Raw genomic sequence first — 17,563 nt, forward strand, 5'->3', positions numbered from 1 at the left:
CCCCGAGGACCACCATGCTCATCAGCAACGTCCGCCCCTGGGGCGGCGACGCCCAGGACATCGAGATCGCGGACGGCGCGATAACGGCGCTCCACCCGCACGACCCGGCGCGCGCGACCGGCGCGGACGACGTCGTCCCCGGGCGCGGCCGGCTCGCGCTGCCGTCCTTCTCGGACGTGCACTGCCACCTGGACTCCAACCGCCTCGGGCTGCCCTTCCGGCCGCACACCGGCACCCCCGGCGTGTGGGGCCTCACGATGAACGACCGCGCCCACTGGCGCGAGGACGGCACCGTCGCGGAGCGCGCGACCCACGCCCTCGGCCTGATGATCGCGCGCGGCACGACCCGCGTGCGCAGCTACGCGCAGATCGACGCGGACAGCGGCCTGGAGCGCTTCGAGGGCGTCCTCGCGGCGAAGGAGGCGCACAAGGACCGCTGCGAGGTCGAGATCATGGCCTTCCCGCAGGCGGGTCTGCTGCGCGAGAAGGGCGTGCCGGAGCTGATGGACCAGGCGCTCGCCTCGGGCGCCGCGGTCGTCGGCGGCATCGACCCGTGCACCCTGGACCGCGACCCGGTCAAGCACCTCGACATCGTCTTCGGGCTCGCCGAGCGCCACCAGGCGCCCGTCGACATCCACCTGCACGAGCCCGGCCACCTCGGTGTGTTCAGCGTGGACCTGATCCTGGAGCGGGTGCGCGCGCTCGGCATGCGGGGGAAGGTGACGCTCTCGCACGCCTACGAGCTGGGCGCGGTGGACGAGGCGACGACGCGGCGCCTGACCGAGGAGTTCGCCGAGCTGGACATCTCGATGGCGACGATCGCCCCGGCGCAGCAGCTCCACGCCCTCCCGCTCGCCGGGCTCACCGAGGCCGGCGTGCGCGTCGGGCTCGGCGAGGACGGGCAGCGCGACTACTGGTCCCCGTACGGCAACGCGGACATGCTCGACCGTACGTGGCAGCTCGCCTTCACCAACCGCTACCGCAAGGACGAGCTGATCGAGCACTGCATGGCCGTCGCCACCTGGGGCGGCGCCACGGTCATCGATCCCTCGGTGGCCCGCCTCGCCTCCACCGCCGACCGCCCCGGCCTCGCCGTCGGCGACCCGGCCGACCTGCTGCTGCTCGGTGGCGAGACGGTCGCCTCGGCGGTCATGGACCGCGGCGACGACCGCACGGTCCTGCGCGCGGGCCGCGTCGTGGCGGACGGCCTGGAGCTGGTGGGCTGAGCACCCCGCATACGGCTGCGCACACCGCGCACGGCTGGGCCGGACACTGCCCGCGCACGCCGGGAGCCGGTCACCCTCGTGGTGGCCGGCTCCCGGCGCGTCCGGGTCGTCCCAGCGTGAACGGGCCCTCCCGGGGCCGCCACCCACAAACCACCCTCGCGCCACCCACACGCCCGCGCCCGCCTCCGGTTCTCCAGGAGGCGGGCGCGGTGACGGGAACGGTCAGGCGGAGACCGCCGCGCGGGTCGCGTCCGGCGCGGTGCCGTCGTCCGTGACGAAGTGGCAGGCGACCTCGCGGGTGCTGCCGGGCAGGGTGCGCAGGGCGGGGGTCTCGGTGCGGCAGCGGTCGGTGGCGAGCGGGCAACGGGTGTGGAAGTGGCAGCCCGGCGGCGGATCGAGCGGGCTCGGCAGGTCGCCGCCGAGCACGATCCGCTCGCGCGTGCGCTGCTCCTCGGGGTCCGGGACCGGGGCCGCCGAGAGCAGCGCCTGCGTGTACGGGTGCTTGGGCGCCGCGAACAGCTCGGCGGCCGGAGCCTGTTCGACGATCCGGCCGAGGTACATGACCGCGATGCGGTCGGCGAGGTACTCGACGGCGGCGAGGTCGTGCGTGATGAAGAGGCAGCCGAAGCCGCGCTCGCGCTGGAGGTCGGCGAGCAGGTTGAGGACGGCGGCCTGCACGGAGACGTCGAGGGCCGAGGTCGGTTCGTCCGCGACGAGGAGGCTCGGGTCGACGGAGAGCGCGCGGGCGATGGAGACGCGCTGGCGCTGGCCGCCGGAGAGTTCGTGCGGGCTCCGGTCCCCGAGTTCGGGCCGCAGCCCGACCTGCGCGAGGAGCGCGTCGGCCTTCTCGGCCGCGCCCTTCCGGTCCGCGAGCCGGTGCAGGCGCAGCGGCTCCGCGATGATCTGCCGCACGCTCATGCGCGGGTCGAGCGAGGAGGAAGGGTCCTGGAAGACGAGGTGGAAGTCCTTGCGCAGGGGGCGCAGGGCCCGGCGCGAGAGCGTGGTCACGTCGGTGCCGTTGATCCGGACGGTGCCGCCGGTCGGCTGGTCGAGCCGGACGACGCAGCGCCCGACGGTGGACTTGCCGCTCCCCGACTCGCCGACGAGGCCGACGACCTCGCCGGGGCCGATGGTGAGCGAGACGCCGTCGACGGCACGGACGGTGCCCTTGGCGGCGGTGAAGTGCCGCTGGAGGTGGCGGACTTCGAGTACAGGCGGGGTGGAGGTCATCGGGCGGCTCCCTCGGGGATCTGGGGACCGGCCTGGGCCGGGTGGTGGCAGGCGAGCCGGTGGGCGCCGTCGATGAGGCGCAGGGCGGGGCGCGCGCCCGTGCAGGTGTCGTCCGCGAGGGCGCAGCGCGGGGCGAAGGTGCAGGCGTCGGGTTGCGCGTCGAGCCCCGGGACCATGCCGGGGATCTCGTTGAGCCGTGCCCTGCCGTCCGTTCCGCGCAGCCCGGGGCGCAGCACCGCGCCGAGCAGTCCGCGCGTGTACGGGTGGGCGGGGCGCCCGTACAGCTCGGCGACGTCCGCCTGCTCGACGGCGCGTCCGGCGTACATGACGAGGACGCGGTCGGCGGTGTCGGCGACGACGCCGAGGTCGTGGGTGATGAGGACGATGGCGGTGCCGAGGCGTTCGCGCAGGTTGCGCAGGACGTCGAGGATGCCGGCCTGCACCGTGACGTCGAGCGCCGTGGTGGGTTCGTCGGCGATGAGGACGGCGGGGTCGCAGGCGACGGCGATGGCGATCATGACGCGCTGGCGCATGCCGCCGGAGAGCTGGTGCGGGTACTCGTCCACGCGCTTGGCGGGGGCGGGGATGCCGACGAGGGTGAGGAGTTCGATGGCGCGCTCGCGGGCCTCGCGGCGGCCGAGGCCCTGGTGCTTGCGGAGCACCTCGCCGATCTGGCGGCCGACGGTGAGGACCGGGTTGAGCGAGGTCATGGGCTCCTGGAAGATCATGGCCATCTCCTGGCCGCGCAGCCGTGCGAGGCGCTTCTCGGAGAGCCCGACCAGTTCCCGGCCCGCGAGGCGCACCGATCCGGTGACGTGGGCGGTGGGCGGGAGCAGGCCCATGACGGCCATGGAGGTGACGGACTTCCCGCAGCCCGACTCGCCGACGACGGCGAGGACTTCGCCGGGGGCGACGTCGTAGGAGAGGCCGTCGACGGCGTGGACGGTGCGGTCGTGGCCCCGGAAGGAGACCGAGAGGTCGCGGACGCTGAGGACGGCCTCGCCGGAGGGCGCGGAGGGGACGGGGGTGGTGGTCGCTGCGCTCACCGGGAGCCTCCGCGGGGGTCGAGGATGTCGCGCACTCCGTCGCCGAGGAGGTTGAAGGCGAGCGTGGCGAGGACGATGACGAGGCCGGGGAAGACGGCCATCCAGGGGGCCTGCGCGATGAACGGCTGGGCCGAGGAGAGCATCACGCCGAGCGAGGGGGAGGGCGGCTGCACGCCGAGTCCGAGGAAGCTGAGCACCGCCTCGCCGATGATCGCCGAGGGGATGCCGACCGTGGCCTGGACGATGAGCGCCGAGGAGGCGTTGGGCAGGATGTGGCGGAAGAGGACGACGCGGTCGGTGCCGCCGTTGGCGATCGCGGCCTGTACGTAGTCGGCGCTCTTGAGGCGCAGCGTCTCGGCGCGGGTGATGCGGATGATCGCCGGGATCTGCGAGATGCCGATGGCGATCGTCGCGTTCTTGAGCGAGGGGCCGAGGATCGCGGCGAGGCCGACGGCGAGGACGAGGAAGGGGAAGGCGAGCAGCGTGTCGGTGAGCCGCGAGACGACGGAGTCGGCGACGCGCCCGTAGTAGCCGGCGATCAGGCCGAGCGGTACGGCGACGACGAAGGCGAGCGCGACGGCGAGGACGCCGACCTGCATGGAGGCGGTGACGCCGACGAGGACGCGGGAGAGCTGGTCGCGGCCGAGGTCGTCGGTGCCGAGCCAGTGGGCCCAGCTCGGCTCGGCGAGGGCCTGGTTGAAGTCGGGCCGCGCCGGGTCGTAGGGGGCGATGACGTGGCTGAGGAGCGCGACGAGGACGAAGAGCGCGGCGAGGACGGCGCCGGTGAGGGCGAGCCGGTTGCGGCGCAGCCGGTTCCAGCCGGAGCGCACCCGCCCGGGGCGCGCGGCGCTAGGAGTGGCGACCGGGGCGGGAACGCCCCGCACCGTGGTGGGAGCGGTGGTCATCGGGCGCCTCCGAGCCGGATACGGGGGTCGACGACGGAGTAGAGGAAGTCGACGAGCAGGTTGACGAGGATGTACGCGGCCGAGGTGAAGAGCACGACGCCCTGGACCATGGCGTAGTCGCGGGTGAAGACCGCGTCGATGGTGAGCTTGCCGAAGCCGGGCAGGACGAAGACCTGTTCGGTGACGACGGCCCCGGAGATGAGCTGCCCGAGTTGCAGGCCGAGGACGGTGACGACGGTGACGAGCGAGTTGCGCAGCGCGTGCCCGCCGATCACCTGCCGCCGGGTCAGTCCCTTGGCGCGGGCGGTACGGGTGTAGTCGGCCGAGAGCGAGTCGAGCATCGCGGCGCGGGTCTGGCGCATGACGACGGCGGCGAGCCCGGAGCCGAGGACGATCGCCGGGAGGACCAGACGGCGCAGGTTCTCCAGCGGGTCGGTGCCGAAGGGCACGAAGCCGGAAGCGGCGAAGACGGGCGTCGCGATGGCGAAGGCGAGGACGAGGATGATGCCGAGCCAGAACGAGGGCACGGACATGCCGAGCAGCGCGATGCCGTTGGCGAGCCACTCCGAGGGCTTGCCCTTGCGGACGGCGGCGAGGACACCCGCGCCGATGCCGACGACGACGGCGAGGAGCAGGGCGAGCGCCGCGAGTTCGAGGGTGATGGGCAGCGCCTCGCGGATCGCGTCGAGCACCGGGAGCCCGGTGCGGGCCGAGGTGCCGAGGTCGCCGGTGGCGGCGTGGGAGACGTACCGCCAGTACTGCACGGCGATGTTGTCGTCGAGGCCGTACTCCTGGCGGATCGAGGCGAGGACCTCGGGCGAGGTCTGCTCGCCCGCGAGGGCCTGGGCGGTGTCGCCGGGCATCGCGCGGACGCCGAGGAAGACGGCGATCGAGACGAGGACCATCGTCACGAGCGACATGCCGAGCCTGCGGGCGAGGTACGAGGTGAGCAGGGTGCGGAGGCGGTTCACCGGCTTCCCTTCACGTAGCCGGCTTCCTCGGCCTTGATGAGGCCGTCACCGGAGAGCTTGATACCGCTCACGTCCGTGGAGGCGGACACGTAGTTGATGTTGCGGTAGAGGTAGAGCACGCTGTGCTGCTTGTTGATGGCGAGGGTCAGCTTCCGGTAGATCTCGCGCCGCTTCGCGGTGTCGGCGGTGGAGCGGCCCTCGACGATGAGGCGGTCGATCACCGGGTCGGAGAGCTTGCCCTGGTTGTTGCTGCCCGCCGTGCCGACGAGGCTGTCGATGTTCCCGGCCGGGTCGGGCTGACCGCCCCAGCCGCCGGTACGGGACTGGAAGTCACCGGCGAGCGTGCGGCTGAGGCCGGTGGCGAACTCGGTGGGGCGCAGCCGGATGTCGAAGCCCGCGTCCTTGGCCATGGCCTGGATGACCTGGCCGAGGCGGTTGTCCTCGGGCGTCGTGTTGATCATGAGTTCGAGCGGTACGGGCGTCTTGACACCGGCCGCCTTCAGGAGCCGCTTGGCCTTCGGGATGTCGCGCTTCGGGCAGGGTGTGGGCGTGCTGAGCGGGGTGCCGGGCGGGACGGGGCCGCAGGCGGGGGCGTACATGCCCTGGAAGACGAGCTTGTTGATGAGGTCGCGGTCGAGCGAGAGGTCGAGCGCCTCGCGGACGCGCACGTCGCGCCCGAACGGGTTGTTGACGGTGCCGGGTCTGCCGGAGATGCCGTGCGTGTTGCCGACGTTCAGGGTCATCGCCATGTAACCGAGCGAGGGCGTGTTGAGGAGCTGGACGCCCTTCTCGCCGAGTGAGGAGCGGACCTCGACGGGACCCATCTGGTCGCCGACCTGCACGTCGCCGGAGCGGATGTTGGCCATCCGGATGTTGCCGTCCGTGATGGTCTTGTAGGTGACGCCGTCGAGGTGGACCTTGTCGGCGTCGTAGTAGAGCGGGTCCTTCTTCAGCTCGATGCGGTCGCCGATGACGCGCTTCTCGTACTTGAAGGGGCCGACGCACGAGGGGTGCGTGGCGAACTTCTTGCCGTACTTCTTGATCGCGGTGGGCGACATGATGAGCCCGGCGGTGTTGGCGAGGCGGCCGAGCAGCGGGGTGTCCGGGTGCTTCAGGTAGAGCCGCACCGTGTATGTGCCGGGGGTGGTGACCTTGCGGACCGAGTCGATCTCGGAGGCGCGGCCCGAGCCCTCCAGGTGCAGGTGGCGGTCGAGCGAGGTCTTCACGGCGGCGGCGTCGAGCGGGGTGCCGTCGCTGAAGCGGGCGTCGCGCCGCACCGTGAAGGTGAAGGTCTTGCCGCCGTCGGTGAGGACGGGCAGCGAGTCGGCGAGCTGGGGGACGAACTTGTTGTGCTGGTCGACGTCGTAGAGCTGTTCGCACATCGAGGCGAAGACGGTACGCGCGACGAGCGTCGACGTGAGGCTCGGATCGAGCATGTCGGGGTCGGACTTGAGCCCGATGGTGAGCGTGCCGCCGTCGCGGACGGGGCGGTCGTCGACGAGGCGGGCCTTGGCGACGGACTGCTCGCCGGGAGGGGAGAGCGTGCCGCAGGCGGTGGTGACCGTCGCGAGCGCGAGCACCGCGAGAGTGGCCGGTATACGACGCACGGAACCGAACCTCTTTCAGGACAGCAGGGGGCGGTTCACGGACCGGTCAGGTCCGCGTTGAGGCGAAACGGTATACCAAACCCCGGATATCCGAAGCACTCATTTTCCCGAACCCCCGCAGCACCGCCCGCTCTTGCCTGGTCAAAATGGCCAACTAAGGGCAAGAGGCACATCACGACACCTCTCAGGCGTGACCCACTTGGTATACCGGTCGCAGGGTTATCCACGATGTGGACGCAAGACGCCCCGGTCCCGCGCCGGAGAGGGCGCGGGACCGGGGCGTGTGGGGCGGCTGGCGTGATCTCGGCGGCCTCAGTGCGCGGCGGCCGTCACCGAGCCCTTCGTCTCGGGGGCCCACAGGATCGACAGGACCATGCCCGCGAGGAGTACGGCGGCGAGCCCGTACATGGAGACACTGAGCCCGAAGTGCTCCAGGCTCACCGGGAGAACGAAGGTGCCGGCGGCGGAGGCGATCCGGCTGGAGCCGTTGAGGAAACCGACGCCGGTGGCGCGCAGGTGCGTCGGGTACAGCTCGGGCGGATAGACCTGGGTGATGTTCGAGGCGCCCGCCATCACGAAGGTGTAGAGCAGGAACGGCGTCATGAGCGCCCAGGCGGGGGCGTGGCTGAGCGCGCCCATGAGGGCGAGGGCCGCGGTCATCACGCCGAAGGTCACGATGGTGAACGGGCGCCGTCCGCACCGCTGCACGAACCACAGTCCGGCGACCCCGCCGAGCAGCAGGAAGAGGCTCAGCGTGATGTTCTGCGCGTCCGGGTCGGAGACCTTCATGGCCGCGAGGATGACCGGCATGAAGGTGTAAATGGCGAAGTACGGCAGGACCTGCGCGCTGTAGAAGCCGAAGCCGAACCACGTGCGCACCGCCTGGCCCTTGGCGAACAGCTCGCGGAAGGCGGCTTGCGGCACGGGAGGTTGCTCGGCCTGCGGGCCGATCTCCGCGCGCAGGTGACGCCGGGCCACCTCGCGGGCCTCGTCGGCGCGGCCCTGGCTCAGCAGCCAGGCGGGCGACTCGGGGGTGCCGATGCGCAGCAGCAGGACGAGGAGCGCGGGCAGCGCGCCGGTGGCGAGGAGGAGCTTCGCGGCGTGCTCGTCGCCGCCCCACACGGCGCCGAGGATCTCGGCCACGACGTAGCCGACCGTCCACAGCACGGTGAGCGCGCCGAGCAGGACGCCGCGCAGCCGGCGCGGGACGAACTCGGAGAGCATCGTGGGCCCGACGGCGTAGTCGGCGCCGAGACCGAAGCCGATGAGGACGCGGAGCACGAAGAGCAGGACCGGGCCGTCCGCCCAGAGCTGGAGGGCGGAGGCCGCCGTGATGAGCACGAAGTTCCACACGTACAGCCGCTGGCGTCCGATCAGGTCGCCGACGCGGCCGAGGACGAGCGAGCCGAAGAAGAGGCCGATGAGCGCGGAGGCGCCGAGCAGGCCCTGCCAGACACCGGAGAGGTGCCAGCCGTCGGTGAGGGTCGCGAGTACGGCGCCGATCATGCCGAGCGCGTAGCCGTCGGAGAAGTTGGCGCCGAAGGTCGTCGCCGTCACCCTGAGGTGGAAGGGGCGCAGGGGCGCCTCGTCCAGGGAGGGCGCGAGAGGGGTGGGAGTGGTGGCGCGTTCGGCCGTCTTCGTCATCGGAGGGAACACCTCGCCTGCCGTTGGGGGATGCGAATGACCGTATTCGAGCCACTGCTCATTGAATAGGGATACACAAAAACTTCTCCCACCTCCCTTGATACGGACTCCTTTCCTCGTGCAGAGTCGGTGGCGACCGGGGGCGGGTTCTCCGCAGCCGCTCCGGTCACCTCGTTCCCCCGTGCCCGAAAGCCGCGTGTCATGGCTGACAATCCCTTCTCCGTGTCCCTGCTCGGCGGTGCGCTCGTGCCCGCCGCCACCGCTTCTACCCCCCTCTCCCCCGCGGGCGAGGACGTCGTCCCGGGCGGTGGAGGGCGCGGGCCGGGGCACGGGCTCGCGCCGCGCGCCGCCGACGTCGTCCGCATCGTGGACGGGGCGCGGCCCGCGCGGCTCACCCCCGCCGCGCTGGCCCCGGCCCGTCGCGCCTGGCACGCGGCCCGCGAGCTGGCGGCCTCGGGCCGGGTGTACGGGCGCTCGACGGGCGTCGGCGCCAACCGCACCGACGACGTGCACGACGCGGACCACGGACTGCGGCTGCTGCGCAGCCACGCCGGGGCGATCGGCCCCCGCGTCCCCGCCCGCGAGGCGCGCGCCCTGCTCGCCGTGCGCGCGCAGCAGCTCCTCGCCGGGGGCGCCGGTCTCGACCCGAGCGTCGTCGTCGCGCTCACCGAGGCGCTGCGCGAAGGCGCCGCACCCGTCCTGCACACGTACGGCGGCGTCGGCACCGGCGACCTCGGCCCCCTCGCCCAGCTCGGCCTCGCCCTGACCGGCGAGGGCGCCTGGGAGGGCGGCACCCCACCGCGGCCCATGGCCCTCGACTCGAACGACGCGCTCGCCCTCATCAGCTCCAACGCGCTCGCCATCGGGCGCGCCTGCCTCGCCCTGGAGGAGTCGCGCACGCTCCTGCGCGCCGCGAACGGGATCGCCGCGCTCTCGCTCCTCGCCGTGGACGGCTCGGCGGAGCCCTTCGCGGCCCCGGTCGCCGCGGCACGCCCCTACCGGGGCCAGCTCCTCGCCTCGGCGCGGGTACGCGACTGGCTCGGGCTGCCCGCGCGGCCCGCGCCGCCCGCGGGCCGTATCCAGGACCCCTTCGCCTTCCGCTGCCTGCCTCAGACGCTCGGCCCGGCCTACGACGCCGCCGACGCGCTCGACGCGGTGCTCGCCGTGGAGCTGTCGGCCGCCGCCGAGAACCCGCTGATCAGCGCGGGGGACGGCGCGGCGTACCACCACGGCAACTTCTACGCGGGGCAGCTCGGCCTCGCGCTCGACTCCTTCCGCCTCGCGCTCCTGCCCGTCGCCCGCTCCGCCGCCGCGCGCCTCGCCGCGCTGTGCGAGCCGGCCTTCACCGGCCTGCGGCCCTTCCTCGGCGACACGGCGACCGCTTCCTCGGGCGTCATGATCCTGGAGTACGCGGCGGCCTCGGCCGTCGCCGAGACGCAGGCCCTCGCCCAGCCCGCGAGCCTCGGACACGCCGTGCTCTCGCGCGGTGTCGAGGAGCAGGCCGGTTTCGCCTCGCTCTCCGCCGCGCAGTCGCTGCGGGTCCCCCCGCTGCTGCGGCATGTGCTCGGCTGCGAACTGGTCGCGGCGGTACGCGCGTTGCGGATGAGCGGGCGGGCGCCCCTGCCGGGGACCCCGGCGGCGCGGGCCCTCGCGCTCGCCCTCGACACCCTTCCCGCCGACCCGCGGGACCGCCCGCTCACCACCGACGTGGCCCTCGCGGAGGAGCTGGTGGGGCGGTTCGCGGAGTGGTGACGGTCCCTCACGGCCGTGGTGGCCGGTCCGGGGACCGGCCACCACGCCCCGTCACTCCCCCGCCCGCGGGGCGGCGACCTCCCGCAACTCTCCCTCCGCGAGCCGCAGGTACCGCGTGACGCCGATCTCCGTGAGGAAGCGTTCGTCGTGGCTCACGACGAGGAAGGCGCCCCGGTAGGAGGTGAGCGCGCTCTCCAACTGGCCGACGCTCACGAGGTCCAGGTTGTTGGTGGGCTCGTCGAGGAGGAGCAGGTGCGGGGCGGGCTCGGCGCTCAGGACGCACGCGAGCGTCGCGCGCAGCAGCTCGCCGCCGGAGAGCGCCCCGGCCCTGAGGTGCGCGCCCTGGCCCCGGAAGAGGAACCGTGCCAGCACATTCATCCGGTCGGCCTCCGGCATCGCCGGCGCGAAGGCCGCCAGGTTCTCCGCGACGCTCAGGACGGGGTCGAGCAGGTCGAGCCGCTGCGAGAGGTACGCGACCCGCCCGTCCGCACGGCGCACCTCTCCCTCCTCCGGCGCGAGCTGCCCCGTGATGATCCGCAACAGGGTGGACTTGCCCGCCCCGTTGGGCCCGGTCAGCGCGATGCGCTCGGGGCCGCGCACCGACAGGTCGGCGCCCTCGCCCGCGAACAGCCCGCGCAGGCGCAGTTTCCTGGCGTCGAAGAGGGTGCGCCCGGCCGGGACCTCGGTGCCCGGGAGGTCGAGCACGAGCCGGGTGTCGTCCCGTACCGCGCGCCCCGCCTCGTCGAGCCTGGCCCGCGCCTCGCCGACCCGGTCCGCGTGCGTGTTCCCCGCCTTGCCCGCCGATTCCTGGGCCTTGCGCTGCCGGGCGCCCGCGAGGATCTTGGGCAGCCCGGCGTTCTTGATGTTGCGTGCGGCGTTGCCGGACCGCCGCTCGGCGCGCTCGCGCGCCTGCTGCATCTCCCGCTTCTCGCGCTTGAGTTCGGCCTCGGCGTGCCGCACGTTCTTCTCGGCGACCTCGCGCTCGGCGCTCACCGCCTCCTCGTACGCGGTGAAGTTGCCGCCGTAGGAGCGCAGTTCGCCGCGTTCCAGTTCCGCGATCCGGTCCATGCGGTCGAGCAGGGAGCGGTCGTGACTCACGACGAGGAGGCAGCCGCGCCAGTCGTCGACCACGGCGTGGAGCCGTCGCCGCGCGTCGGGGTCGAGGTTGTTGGTGGGTTCGTCGAGGAGGAGGACGTCCGGGCGGGCGAGGAGCTGGGCGGCGAGGCCGAGCGTGACGATCTGGCCGCCGCTCAGGCTCTCCAGGCCCTGGTCCAGGGTGAGCACGCCGAGCCCGAGCCGGTCCAGCTCGGCGCGGGTGCGCTCCTCGATGTCCCAGTCCTCGCCGATGGTGGTGAAGTGCTCCTCGTCCACCTCGCCGCGCTCCACCGCGTCGATCGCGGCGACGACACCGGCCACACCGAGGACTTCGGCGACGGTGAGGCCGGTGGTGAGCGGGAGGGTCTGCGGCAGGTGGCCGAGGGTGCCGTTGACCGTCACGGAGCCGGACGTGGGCGCGAGTTCACCGGCGATGAGCCGCAGGAGGGTGCTCTTGCCGCTGCCGTTGGGTGCGACGAGACCGGTGCGACCGCCGGGGACGGTGAAGGAGAGCCGGTCGAAGACGAGGGTCTCCTCGGGCCAGGAGAAGGACAGTGCGGAGCTGACGACGTAGGCGTCGGACATGGAAGGCGGACCTCACGGGTGCGCGCGGGACGAGGGGCCGACACGGATGGCGGGGCCCGGACTCGTACCGCTGAGTGGGAAAGGGGACGCTCAGGGGGCCACGCGGGCGGCGCCTCGTGCGCCTGCCGGTGGCCTGACACGCCGGGTATCACCCGGAGATGTCGTCGTCACCCACCACTGTTCCGCTCCTCACGGGAGACAAATCCTGAGTCCACCGTAACAGGACGGCGCGGAGGGACGCTCGCGCTTTTCCCGCCCCGCTCCACCGCCCGGCCGCCCCCGCTCGCCGGTCCCGGGTCCGCTCCAGGGCCCCGCTTCCCGCGTCAGGCCGCCCCGAGCGCGGGCAGCACCACCGCGTGGACGTACCTCCGCAGCCCGGCCTGCGTCACCATGCGGCCCTCCATGATCTCCGGGGCGAGGACACCGCCGAGGACCATGTGCACGATGAAGTCCACCGCCGTGTTCTCCGGGGCGAGTTCGCCGCGCGCCATGGCACGGCGGAGCATCGGCGTGAAGTAGCGGCGGCAGGGCTCGACGATGAGTTCGCGCAGGGCGGCCTCCAGCTCGGCGTCCTCGTGCGCGGCCTGCCCGATGCCCCGCATGAGGCTCGCCCTGCGGGCCGTCTCCTCGTCGTCGAAGCCGTCGACGAAGGCGTCCAGGTCGCCGCGCAGGCTGCCGGTGTCGGGTATGTCCTGGGCGATGGGGGTCACGAAGTGCTTCAGCGCGCTCGCCACGAGGCCGTCCTTGCCGCCCCACTGCCGGTAGAGGGTGGCCTTGCTCATGTGCACGCGCGAGGCGACCGCGTCCATCGTGAGCGCCCCGTACCCCTGTTCGGTGAGCAGGTCCACGACGGCGTGGTACAACTCCTCGGCGCGACCGGGCCCGAGCCTGCCGGACCTGACCTCGCCCACCACCACAACCACCGCGCCTCTCCCGTGCACCTTCGCACCCGACCGGACCGCGAGCGAGCTTACCAAGGGAAAGTAAAGAAACGATACGGTGTCGTTCACCTTTTCTTCGCTTGGTGGAATGTTCAACCACCGCTTTCCGTTGCAGCGGGTGCACGACGGACAGGCCGTCGCCGCAGGACGGGAGGCACCGGTGAACGACACCTACTTCGAGTTCGGCACCCCCGTGGACCGCTGGAACCGGGCCGGGATGTTCTTCGACGCGAAGGAGTACACGACCGCGGTGCGCATCCTGCGCGGACTCGTGACGGAGGCCCCCGGGCACACCGCGGCGCGGCTGCTGCTCGCCCGCGCCTACTACCACTCGGCGCAGCTGGGCCGCGCGGAGACCGAACTCCGCGCGATCCTCGACCGCGACCCCGTCGAGTCCTACGCGACGCTCCTGCTCGGCCGCACGCTGGAGCGCCAGGGCAGGGACGCCGAGGCGGCCCCGTACCTGCGGCTCGCCGCCGCGATGACGGGGAGCGAGCAGGACTGACGACCCGCCGCGACGACATGGTCACGCGGCGTCTCCGAGGGCCGGGCAGGCACCGTCACGGTGCGTGTCCGGCCCTCGTTCGGTCCAGCACCTCGGGCGGGGGCACCGCGCGCTCGGCAGGGTGGTGAGGCGGAAGCGACTCACCCTTTCGCCGAGGAGGACCCCATGAGCGCCACCGCTCCCGACATGGCCACCTACGTCTACGCGGTCCGCCGCTGCGGCGGCGACGTGCACCTGACCGGGCACCCCGAGGGCGCGATGGTGCGGCTGCTGCCCTTCGGCGCGCTCGTCGCCGTCGTGCAGGACGTGCCGCTGCGGGCCCTCGGCGGCCCGGCCGCGCTGCGCCGCCTCCTCGCCCCGGAACTGCTCGAACCCCTCGGCAGGCTGCACCGCGAACTCGTCCACGCGGCCGGGGCCACCGGGCCCACCGTGGCGCTCCCCGTCGGCACCTGCTACGCCAACGACGTCCGCGCCCGCGCGGCCCTGGAGGAGCAGGAGGAGCGCTTCGGCGCGGCCCTGCACCGTGTGACGGGCACGGCACGGGCGACGGGCCGGGTCGAACGGGACACGCTCGCGCGCAAGCAGCCGTGACCCGCGCTCCCGACCCGCGAACGCCGCCTCCCGGACGAGCACCCGCCCCCGCGCCCCGGCCCGCCCCACCGCGACTGCCCGGCGGCAGAACACCTCGCGGGTGCCCGCGCTGATCCGGCGCCTCAGCCCGCCAGCACCCGCACCGGCGCCCCGTCCGCCCACGCCCGTACCGCCTCGGCGGCCTGCCCGTAGAAGACCTCGTACGTGCCCTCGGTGACGTAGCCCAGGTGCGGCGTGAGGACCGTGCCCGGCGCGGTGCGCAAGGGGTGATCGGCCGGCAGCGGCTCGGTGTCGTAGACGTCGAGCCCGGCGCCCGCGAGGCGGCCCTCGTGGAGCGCGGCGACGAGTGCCGTCGTGTCGACGAGCGGGCCGCGCGAGGTGTTGACGAGGTACGCGGAGGGGCGCATCCAGGAGAGTTCCTCCGCGCCCACGAGGCCCGCCGAGCGCGGGCTCAGCTTGTAGTGCACCGTCACGACGTCGGCCGCGGCGAAGAGTTCGCGCTTGGCGACCGGCTCGGTGCCGAGGGAGCGGGCGTGCTCCGGGTCGAGGTTCTCGCTCCAGGCGAGGACGCGCATGCCGAAGGCGCGGCCGATCGCGGCGACGCGCGCGCCGAGCCGCCCGAGCCCGACGACACCGAGGACGCGCCCGTCGAGGTCCCCGCCCACGGTGTGCTGCCACTCCCCCGCACGCATCCCCGCGGCCTCGGCGGGGATCTGCCGTACGAGCGAGAGGATCAGGCCCCACGTCAGTTCGGGGGTCGCCGAGACGGGGCTCCGCGTGCCGCACACGGCGATGCCCAGTTCGCGGGCGGCTTCGAGGTCGATCGACGCGTTGGCCATGCCGGTCGTGACGAGCAGTCGCAGCTTCGGCAGCCGGGCGAGGCGTTCGCGCGGGAACGGCGTCCGCTCGCGCATCGCGACTACCACGTCCGCGTCGGCGAGCGCGGCGACGACGTCCTCGGTGTCAGCGAGGTGCTGGTGCAGGAACTCCACGTCCGCGCCGAGCGCCTGCCAGTCCGCGTAGCGGTGGGCGACGTGCTGGTAGTCGTCGAGGACGGCGATGCGCACGGGTGTTCCTTCCCTCGGTGCCGGTGGCCGCGTTCACCCTACGACCCGGGCCCGGCGCGGGGCGCCGGGCGTCCGCGCAGGTCACCGGTCCGACTCGGGCCATACGTAGGGGAGGTCGTCGGGGACGCCGGGGAAGAGGGGCGCGTAGTGGTCCGGGTCCTTGCGGACGAGGGCCGAGCGGTGGCTCAGGTGGAAGGCGGGGGTGCCGAGCCACGGGGGCAGTTCGCCCGCGCGGGCGAGGACGGGCTGGGTGCGGACCCGGCGGACCGCCCGGGAGGCCGTCAGGTCGGCGCGCAGCGAGGCCGCCACGGTGTCGGCGAAGCCGAGCGCCGTCCAGGCCGCGCTCATGTCGAGCCCGTACCGGACGAGCGCCTCCTCGTACCCGCGCCACATGGCCACCGCCGGGTGATGGCGCCAGCCGTGGCCGGGGACGGTGAGGCCGCGCAGCACCTGAAGCGTCTCGACGCGCTGCTTGCCGAGGCGACGGCGGTCGAGGACGCGGGCGGTGTCCCGGAAACCGGAGAAGGGCAGAAAGGTCTGCATGCGGCGTTCCTACCGCGCTGTGCCGCCGGGCACACTCCGGCGGGGTCCGCGTCGCCCGGGCGCGGGCGGGGCAGGTGCGGGGGTGGGGCGGGACGCTGAATGATGGGGGCGGACCGTCCCCCGCAGCGAACCCGCGCCCTTGCGACCGCGGCCGAACCACGACGAGGAGTGGCACATGCCCCACGACAGAGCAGGACAGCCCGCGCTGCCCGAGGACCTGACCGACATCCCCGCGCTGGTGACGTCCTACTACGCCCTCCACCCGGACCCGGCGGACGTGGACCAGAAGGTCGCCTTCGGCACCTCCGGGCACCGCGGCTCCTCGCTGAACACCGCCTTCAACGAGGACCACATCGCGGCCACGAGCCAGGCCATCTGCGAGTACCGGACCCGGCAGGGCACCACGGGCCCGCTCTTCCTCGGCGCCGACACGCACGCGCTCTCGGAGCCCGCGCGGGTCACCGCCCTGGAGGTGTTCGCGGCGAACGACGTACGGGTGCTGATCGACGCGGACGACGGCTACACGCCGACCCCCGCCGTCTCGCACGCGATCCTGCGCTGGAACAAGGGCCGCGAGCGCGACCTCGCGGACGGCGTCGTCGTGACGCCCTCGCACAACCCGCCGGGGGACGGCGGTTTCAAGTACAACCCGCCGAGCGGCGGCCCCGCCGGCTCCGAGGCGACCGGCTGGATCCAGGAGCGCGCCAACCGGATCATCGCGGACGGCCTGAAGGATGTCCGGCGCATCCCGTACACCCGGGCGCTCGCCGCCGACACGACGGAGCGGTACGACTTCCTCGGCACCTACGTCGAGGACCTGCCGACGGTGGTGGACCTGGAGGCGGTGCGCGCCGCGGGTGTGCGCATCGGCGCCGACCCGCTCGGCGGCGCCTCGGTCGCGTACTGGGGACGCATCGCCGAGCGCCACGGGCTCGACCTCACGGTCGTCAACCCGCACACCGATCCCACGTGGCGCTTCATGACGCTCGACTGGGACGGCAAGATCCGCATGGACTGCTCCTCGCCGTACGCGATGGCCTCGCTCATCGCGCAGCGCGAGCGCTACCAGCTCGCGACGGGCAACGACGCGGACGCCGACCGGCACGGCATCGTCACGCCGGACGCGGGGCTCATGAACCCCAACCACTACCTGTCCGTCGCGATCGGCTACCTCTACGCGCACCGCCCCCAGTGGTCCGCGACGGCGGGGATCGGCAAGACGCTCGTGTCCTCGTCCATGATCGACCGGGTCGCGGGCGAGCTGGGACGGCGGCTCGTCGAGGTTCCCGTCGGATTCAAGTGGTTCGTGGACGGGCTGCTCGACGGCTCGCTCGGCTTCGGCGGCGAGGAGTCGGCGGGCGCCTCGTTCTTGCGCAAGGACGGCTCGGTGTGGACCACCGACAAGGACGGCATCCTCCTCGCGCTCCTCGCCTCCGAGATCCTCGCCGTCACCCGGCAGACGCCCTCGGAGCGGTACGCGGAGCTGACGGCGCGTTTCGGCGATCCCGCCTACGCCCGTATCGACGCGCCCGCGACCCGCGAGGAGAAGGCGGTGCTCGCCAAGCTCTCGCCCGCGCAGATCACCGCGGACACCCTCGCGGGCGAGCCCGTCACCGCCGTCCTCACGGAGGCCCCCGGCAACGGGGCCCCGCTCGGCGGCATCAAGGTCACGACCGAGAACGCCTGGTTCGCGGCCCGCCCCAGCGGCACCGAGGACGTCTACAAGATCTACGCGGAGTCCTTCCGCGGCCCGAAGCACCTCGCACTCGTGCAGGAAGAGGCGAAGGGGGTCGTGGGCGACGCCCTGAAGGGGTGAGCCGGGACGGGGGCCCGCACGGGCCCCCGTCCCCGGTTC

General features: G+C 73.2%; 15 protein-coding genes. 5 read left to right on the forward strand and 10 right to left on the reverse strand.

What is annotated here, in order from left to right; all coding sequences use genetic code 11:
• The first annotated feature begins 14 nt into the window (after positions 1-14).
• Complete coding sequence (locus tag STTU_RS02090; protein WP_007819357.1) at positions 15-1,226, forward strand: amidohydrolase family protein; 1,212 nt, start codon at positions 15-17, stop codon at positions 1,224-1,226.
• A 222-nt stretch (positions 1,227-1,448) separates the two neighbouring features.
• Here the strand turns inward: STTU_RS02090 and STTU_RS02095 are convergent, their stop codons facing one another.
• From STTU_RS02095 to STTU_RS02120, 6 genes are all read right to left on the reverse strand, one after another.
• On the reverse strand, positions 1,449-2,456 hold the full coding sequence (locus tag STTU_RS02095; RefSeq protein ID WP_043253820.1) for an ABC transporter ATP-binding protein: 1,008 nt from the start codon (positions 2,454-2,456) through the stop codon (positions 1,449-1,451).
• Entirely contained in the window at positions 2,453-3,502 is a 1,050-nt protein-coding gene (locus STTU_RS02100; protein WP_043253822.1) for an ABC transporter ATP-binding protein, read from the reverse strand. The genes STTU_RS02095 and STTU_RS02100 overlap by 4 nt, the downstream gene beginning before the upstream one ends.
• Entirely contained in the window at positions 3,499-4,407 is a 909-nt protein-coding gene (locus STTU_RS02105; protein ID WP_043253824.1) for an ABC transporter permease, read from the reverse strand. Before STTU_RS02105 ends, STTU_RS02100 begins: the two co-directional genes overlap by 4 nt.
• Positions 4,404-5,378 (reverse strand): ABC transporter permease, encoded by a 975-nt coding sequence (locus STTU_RS02110; RefSeq protein WP_009070549.1) that lies wholly within the window; start codon positions 5,376-5,378, stop codon positions 4,404-4,406. The genes STTU_RS02105 and STTU_RS02110 overlap by 4 nt, the downstream gene beginning before the upstream one ends.
• A complete protein-coding gene (locus tag STTU_RS02115; protein ID WP_043253825.1) occupies positions 5,375-6,985 on the reverse strand; it encodes an ABC transporter substrate-binding protein in 1,611 nt (536 codons plus the stop codon). Before STTU_RS02115 ends, STTU_RS02110 begins: the two co-directional genes overlap by 4 nt.
• Before the next feature lie 312 nt (positions 6,986-7,297).
• The gene (locus tag STTU_RS02120) at positions 7,298-8,629 is read right to left on the reverse strand and encodes an MFS transporter (protein WP_010273314.1); all 1,332 of its coding nucleotides are present in this window, start codon (positions 8,627-8,629) and stop codon (positions 7,298-7,300) included.
• A gap of 201 nt (positions 8,630-8,830) precedes the next feature.
• Between STTU_RS02120 and STTU_RS02125 the strand changes: the two genes are divergently transcribed.
• Positions 8,831-10,381 (forward strand): aromatic amino acid lyase, encoded by a 1,551-nt coding sequence (locus tag STTU_RS02125; RefSeq protein ID WP_043253827.1) that lies wholly within the window; start codon positions 8,831-8,833, stop codon positions 10,379-10,381.
• A gap of 51 nt (positions 10,382-10,432) precedes the next feature.
• Here STTU_RS02125 and STTU_RS02130 read toward each other — a convergent pair whose 3' ends face one another.
• Both STTU_RS02130 and STTU_RS02135 read right to left on the reverse strand, forming a co-directional pair.
• Complete coding sequence (locus STTU_RS02130) at positions 10,433-12,061, reverse strand: ABC-F family ATP-binding cassette domain-containing protein (protein WP_007819365.1); 1,629 nt, start codon at positions 12,059-12,061, stop codon at positions 10,433-10,435.
• 323 nt (positions 12,062-12,384) lie between these two features.
• A complete protein-coding gene (locus STTU_RS02135; protein ID WP_043256994.1) occupies positions 12,385-12,975 on the reverse strand; it encodes a TetR/AcrR family transcriptional regulator in 591 nt (196 codons plus the stop codon).
• A 187-nt stretch (positions 12,976-13,162) separates the two neighbouring features.
• On the opposite strand from STTU_RS02135, the gene STTU_RS02140 reads away from it, so the two are divergent.
• The gene (locus STTU_RS02140; protein WP_043253829.1) at positions 13,163-13,507 is read left to right on the forward strand and encodes a tetratricopeptide repeat protein; all 345 of its coding nucleotides are present in this window, start codon (positions 13,163-13,165) and stop codon (positions 13,505-13,507) included.
• A gap of 165 nt (positions 13,508-13,672) precedes the next feature.
• A complete protein-coding gene (locus STTU_RS02145) occupies positions 13,673-14,098 on the forward strand; it encodes a GvpL/GvpF family gas vesicle protein (protein ID WP_043253830.1) in 426 nt (141 codons plus the stop codon).
• A gap of 122 nt (positions 14,099-14,220) precedes the next feature.
• On the opposite strand, the gene STTU_RS02150 is transcribed toward STTU_RS02145, so the two are convergent.
• A complete protein-coding gene (locus tag STTU_RS02150; protein WP_007819372.1) occupies positions 14,221-15,165 on the reverse strand; it encodes a D-2-hydroxyacid dehydrogenase family protein in 945 nt (314 codons plus the stop codon).
• 81 nt (positions 15,166-15,246) lie between these two features.
• On the reverse strand, positions 15,247-15,708 hold the full coding sequence (locus STTU_RS02155; protein WP_007819374.1) for an MSMEG_6728 family protein: 462 nt from the start codon (positions 15,706-15,708) through the stop codon (positions 15,247-15,249).
• A 175-nt stretch (positions 15,709-15,883) separates the two neighbouring features.
• On the opposite strand from STTU_RS02155, the gene pgm reads away from it, so the two are divergent.
• Positions 15,884-17,524, forward strand: coding sequence for a phosphoglucomutase (alpha-D-glucose-1,6-bisphosphate-dependent) (pgm, locus tag STTU_RS02160; RefSeq protein ID WP_007819376.1), 1,641 nt, complete (start codon positions 15,884-15,886; stop codon positions 17,522-17,524).
• Positions 17,525-17,563 lie beyond the last annotated feature (39 nt).

Source organism: Streptomyces sp. Tu6071 (genome assembly GCF_000213055.1).
GTDB lineage: Bacteria > Actinomycetota > Actinomycetes > Streptomycetales > Streptomycetaceae > Streptomyces > Streptomyces evansiae.

Coding starts and splice junctions, on each gene's coding strand:
- STTU_RS02090 (WP_007819357.1), top strand. CDS start 15: ATGCTCATCAGCAACGTCCGCCCCTGGGGCGGCGACGCCCAGGACATC.
- STTU_RS02095 (WP_043253820.1), bottom strand. CDS start 2,456: ATGACCTCCACCCCGCCTGTACTCGAAGTCCGCCACCTCCAGCGGCAC.
- STTU_RS02105 (WP_043253824.1), bottom strand. CDS start 4,407: ATGACCACCGCTCCCACCACGGTGCGGGGCGTTCCCGCCCCGGTCGCC.
- STTU_RS02120 (WP_010273314.1), bottom strand. CDS start 8,629: ATGACGAAGACGGCCGAACGCGCCACCACTCCCACCCCTCTCGCGCCC.
- STTU_RS02125 (WP_043253827.1), top strand. CDS start 8,831: ATGGCTGACAATCCCTTCTCCGTGTCCCTGCTCGGCGGTGCGCTCGTG.
- STTU_RS02130 (WP_007819365.1), bottom strand. CDS start 12,061: ATGTCCGACGCCTACGTCGTCAGCTCCGCACTGTCCTTCTCCTGGCCC.
- STTU_RS02145 (WP_043253830.1), top strand. CDS start 13,673: ATGAGCGCCACCGCTCCCGACATGGCCACCTACGTCTACGCGGTCCGC.
- STTU_RS02155 (WP_007819374.1), bottom strand. CDS start 15,708: ATGCAGACCTTTCTGCCCTTCTCCGGTTTCCGGGACACCGCCCGCGTC.
- pgm (WP_007819376.1), top strand. CDS start 15,884: ATGCCCCACGACAGAGCAGGACAGCCCGCGCTGCCCGAGGACCTGACC.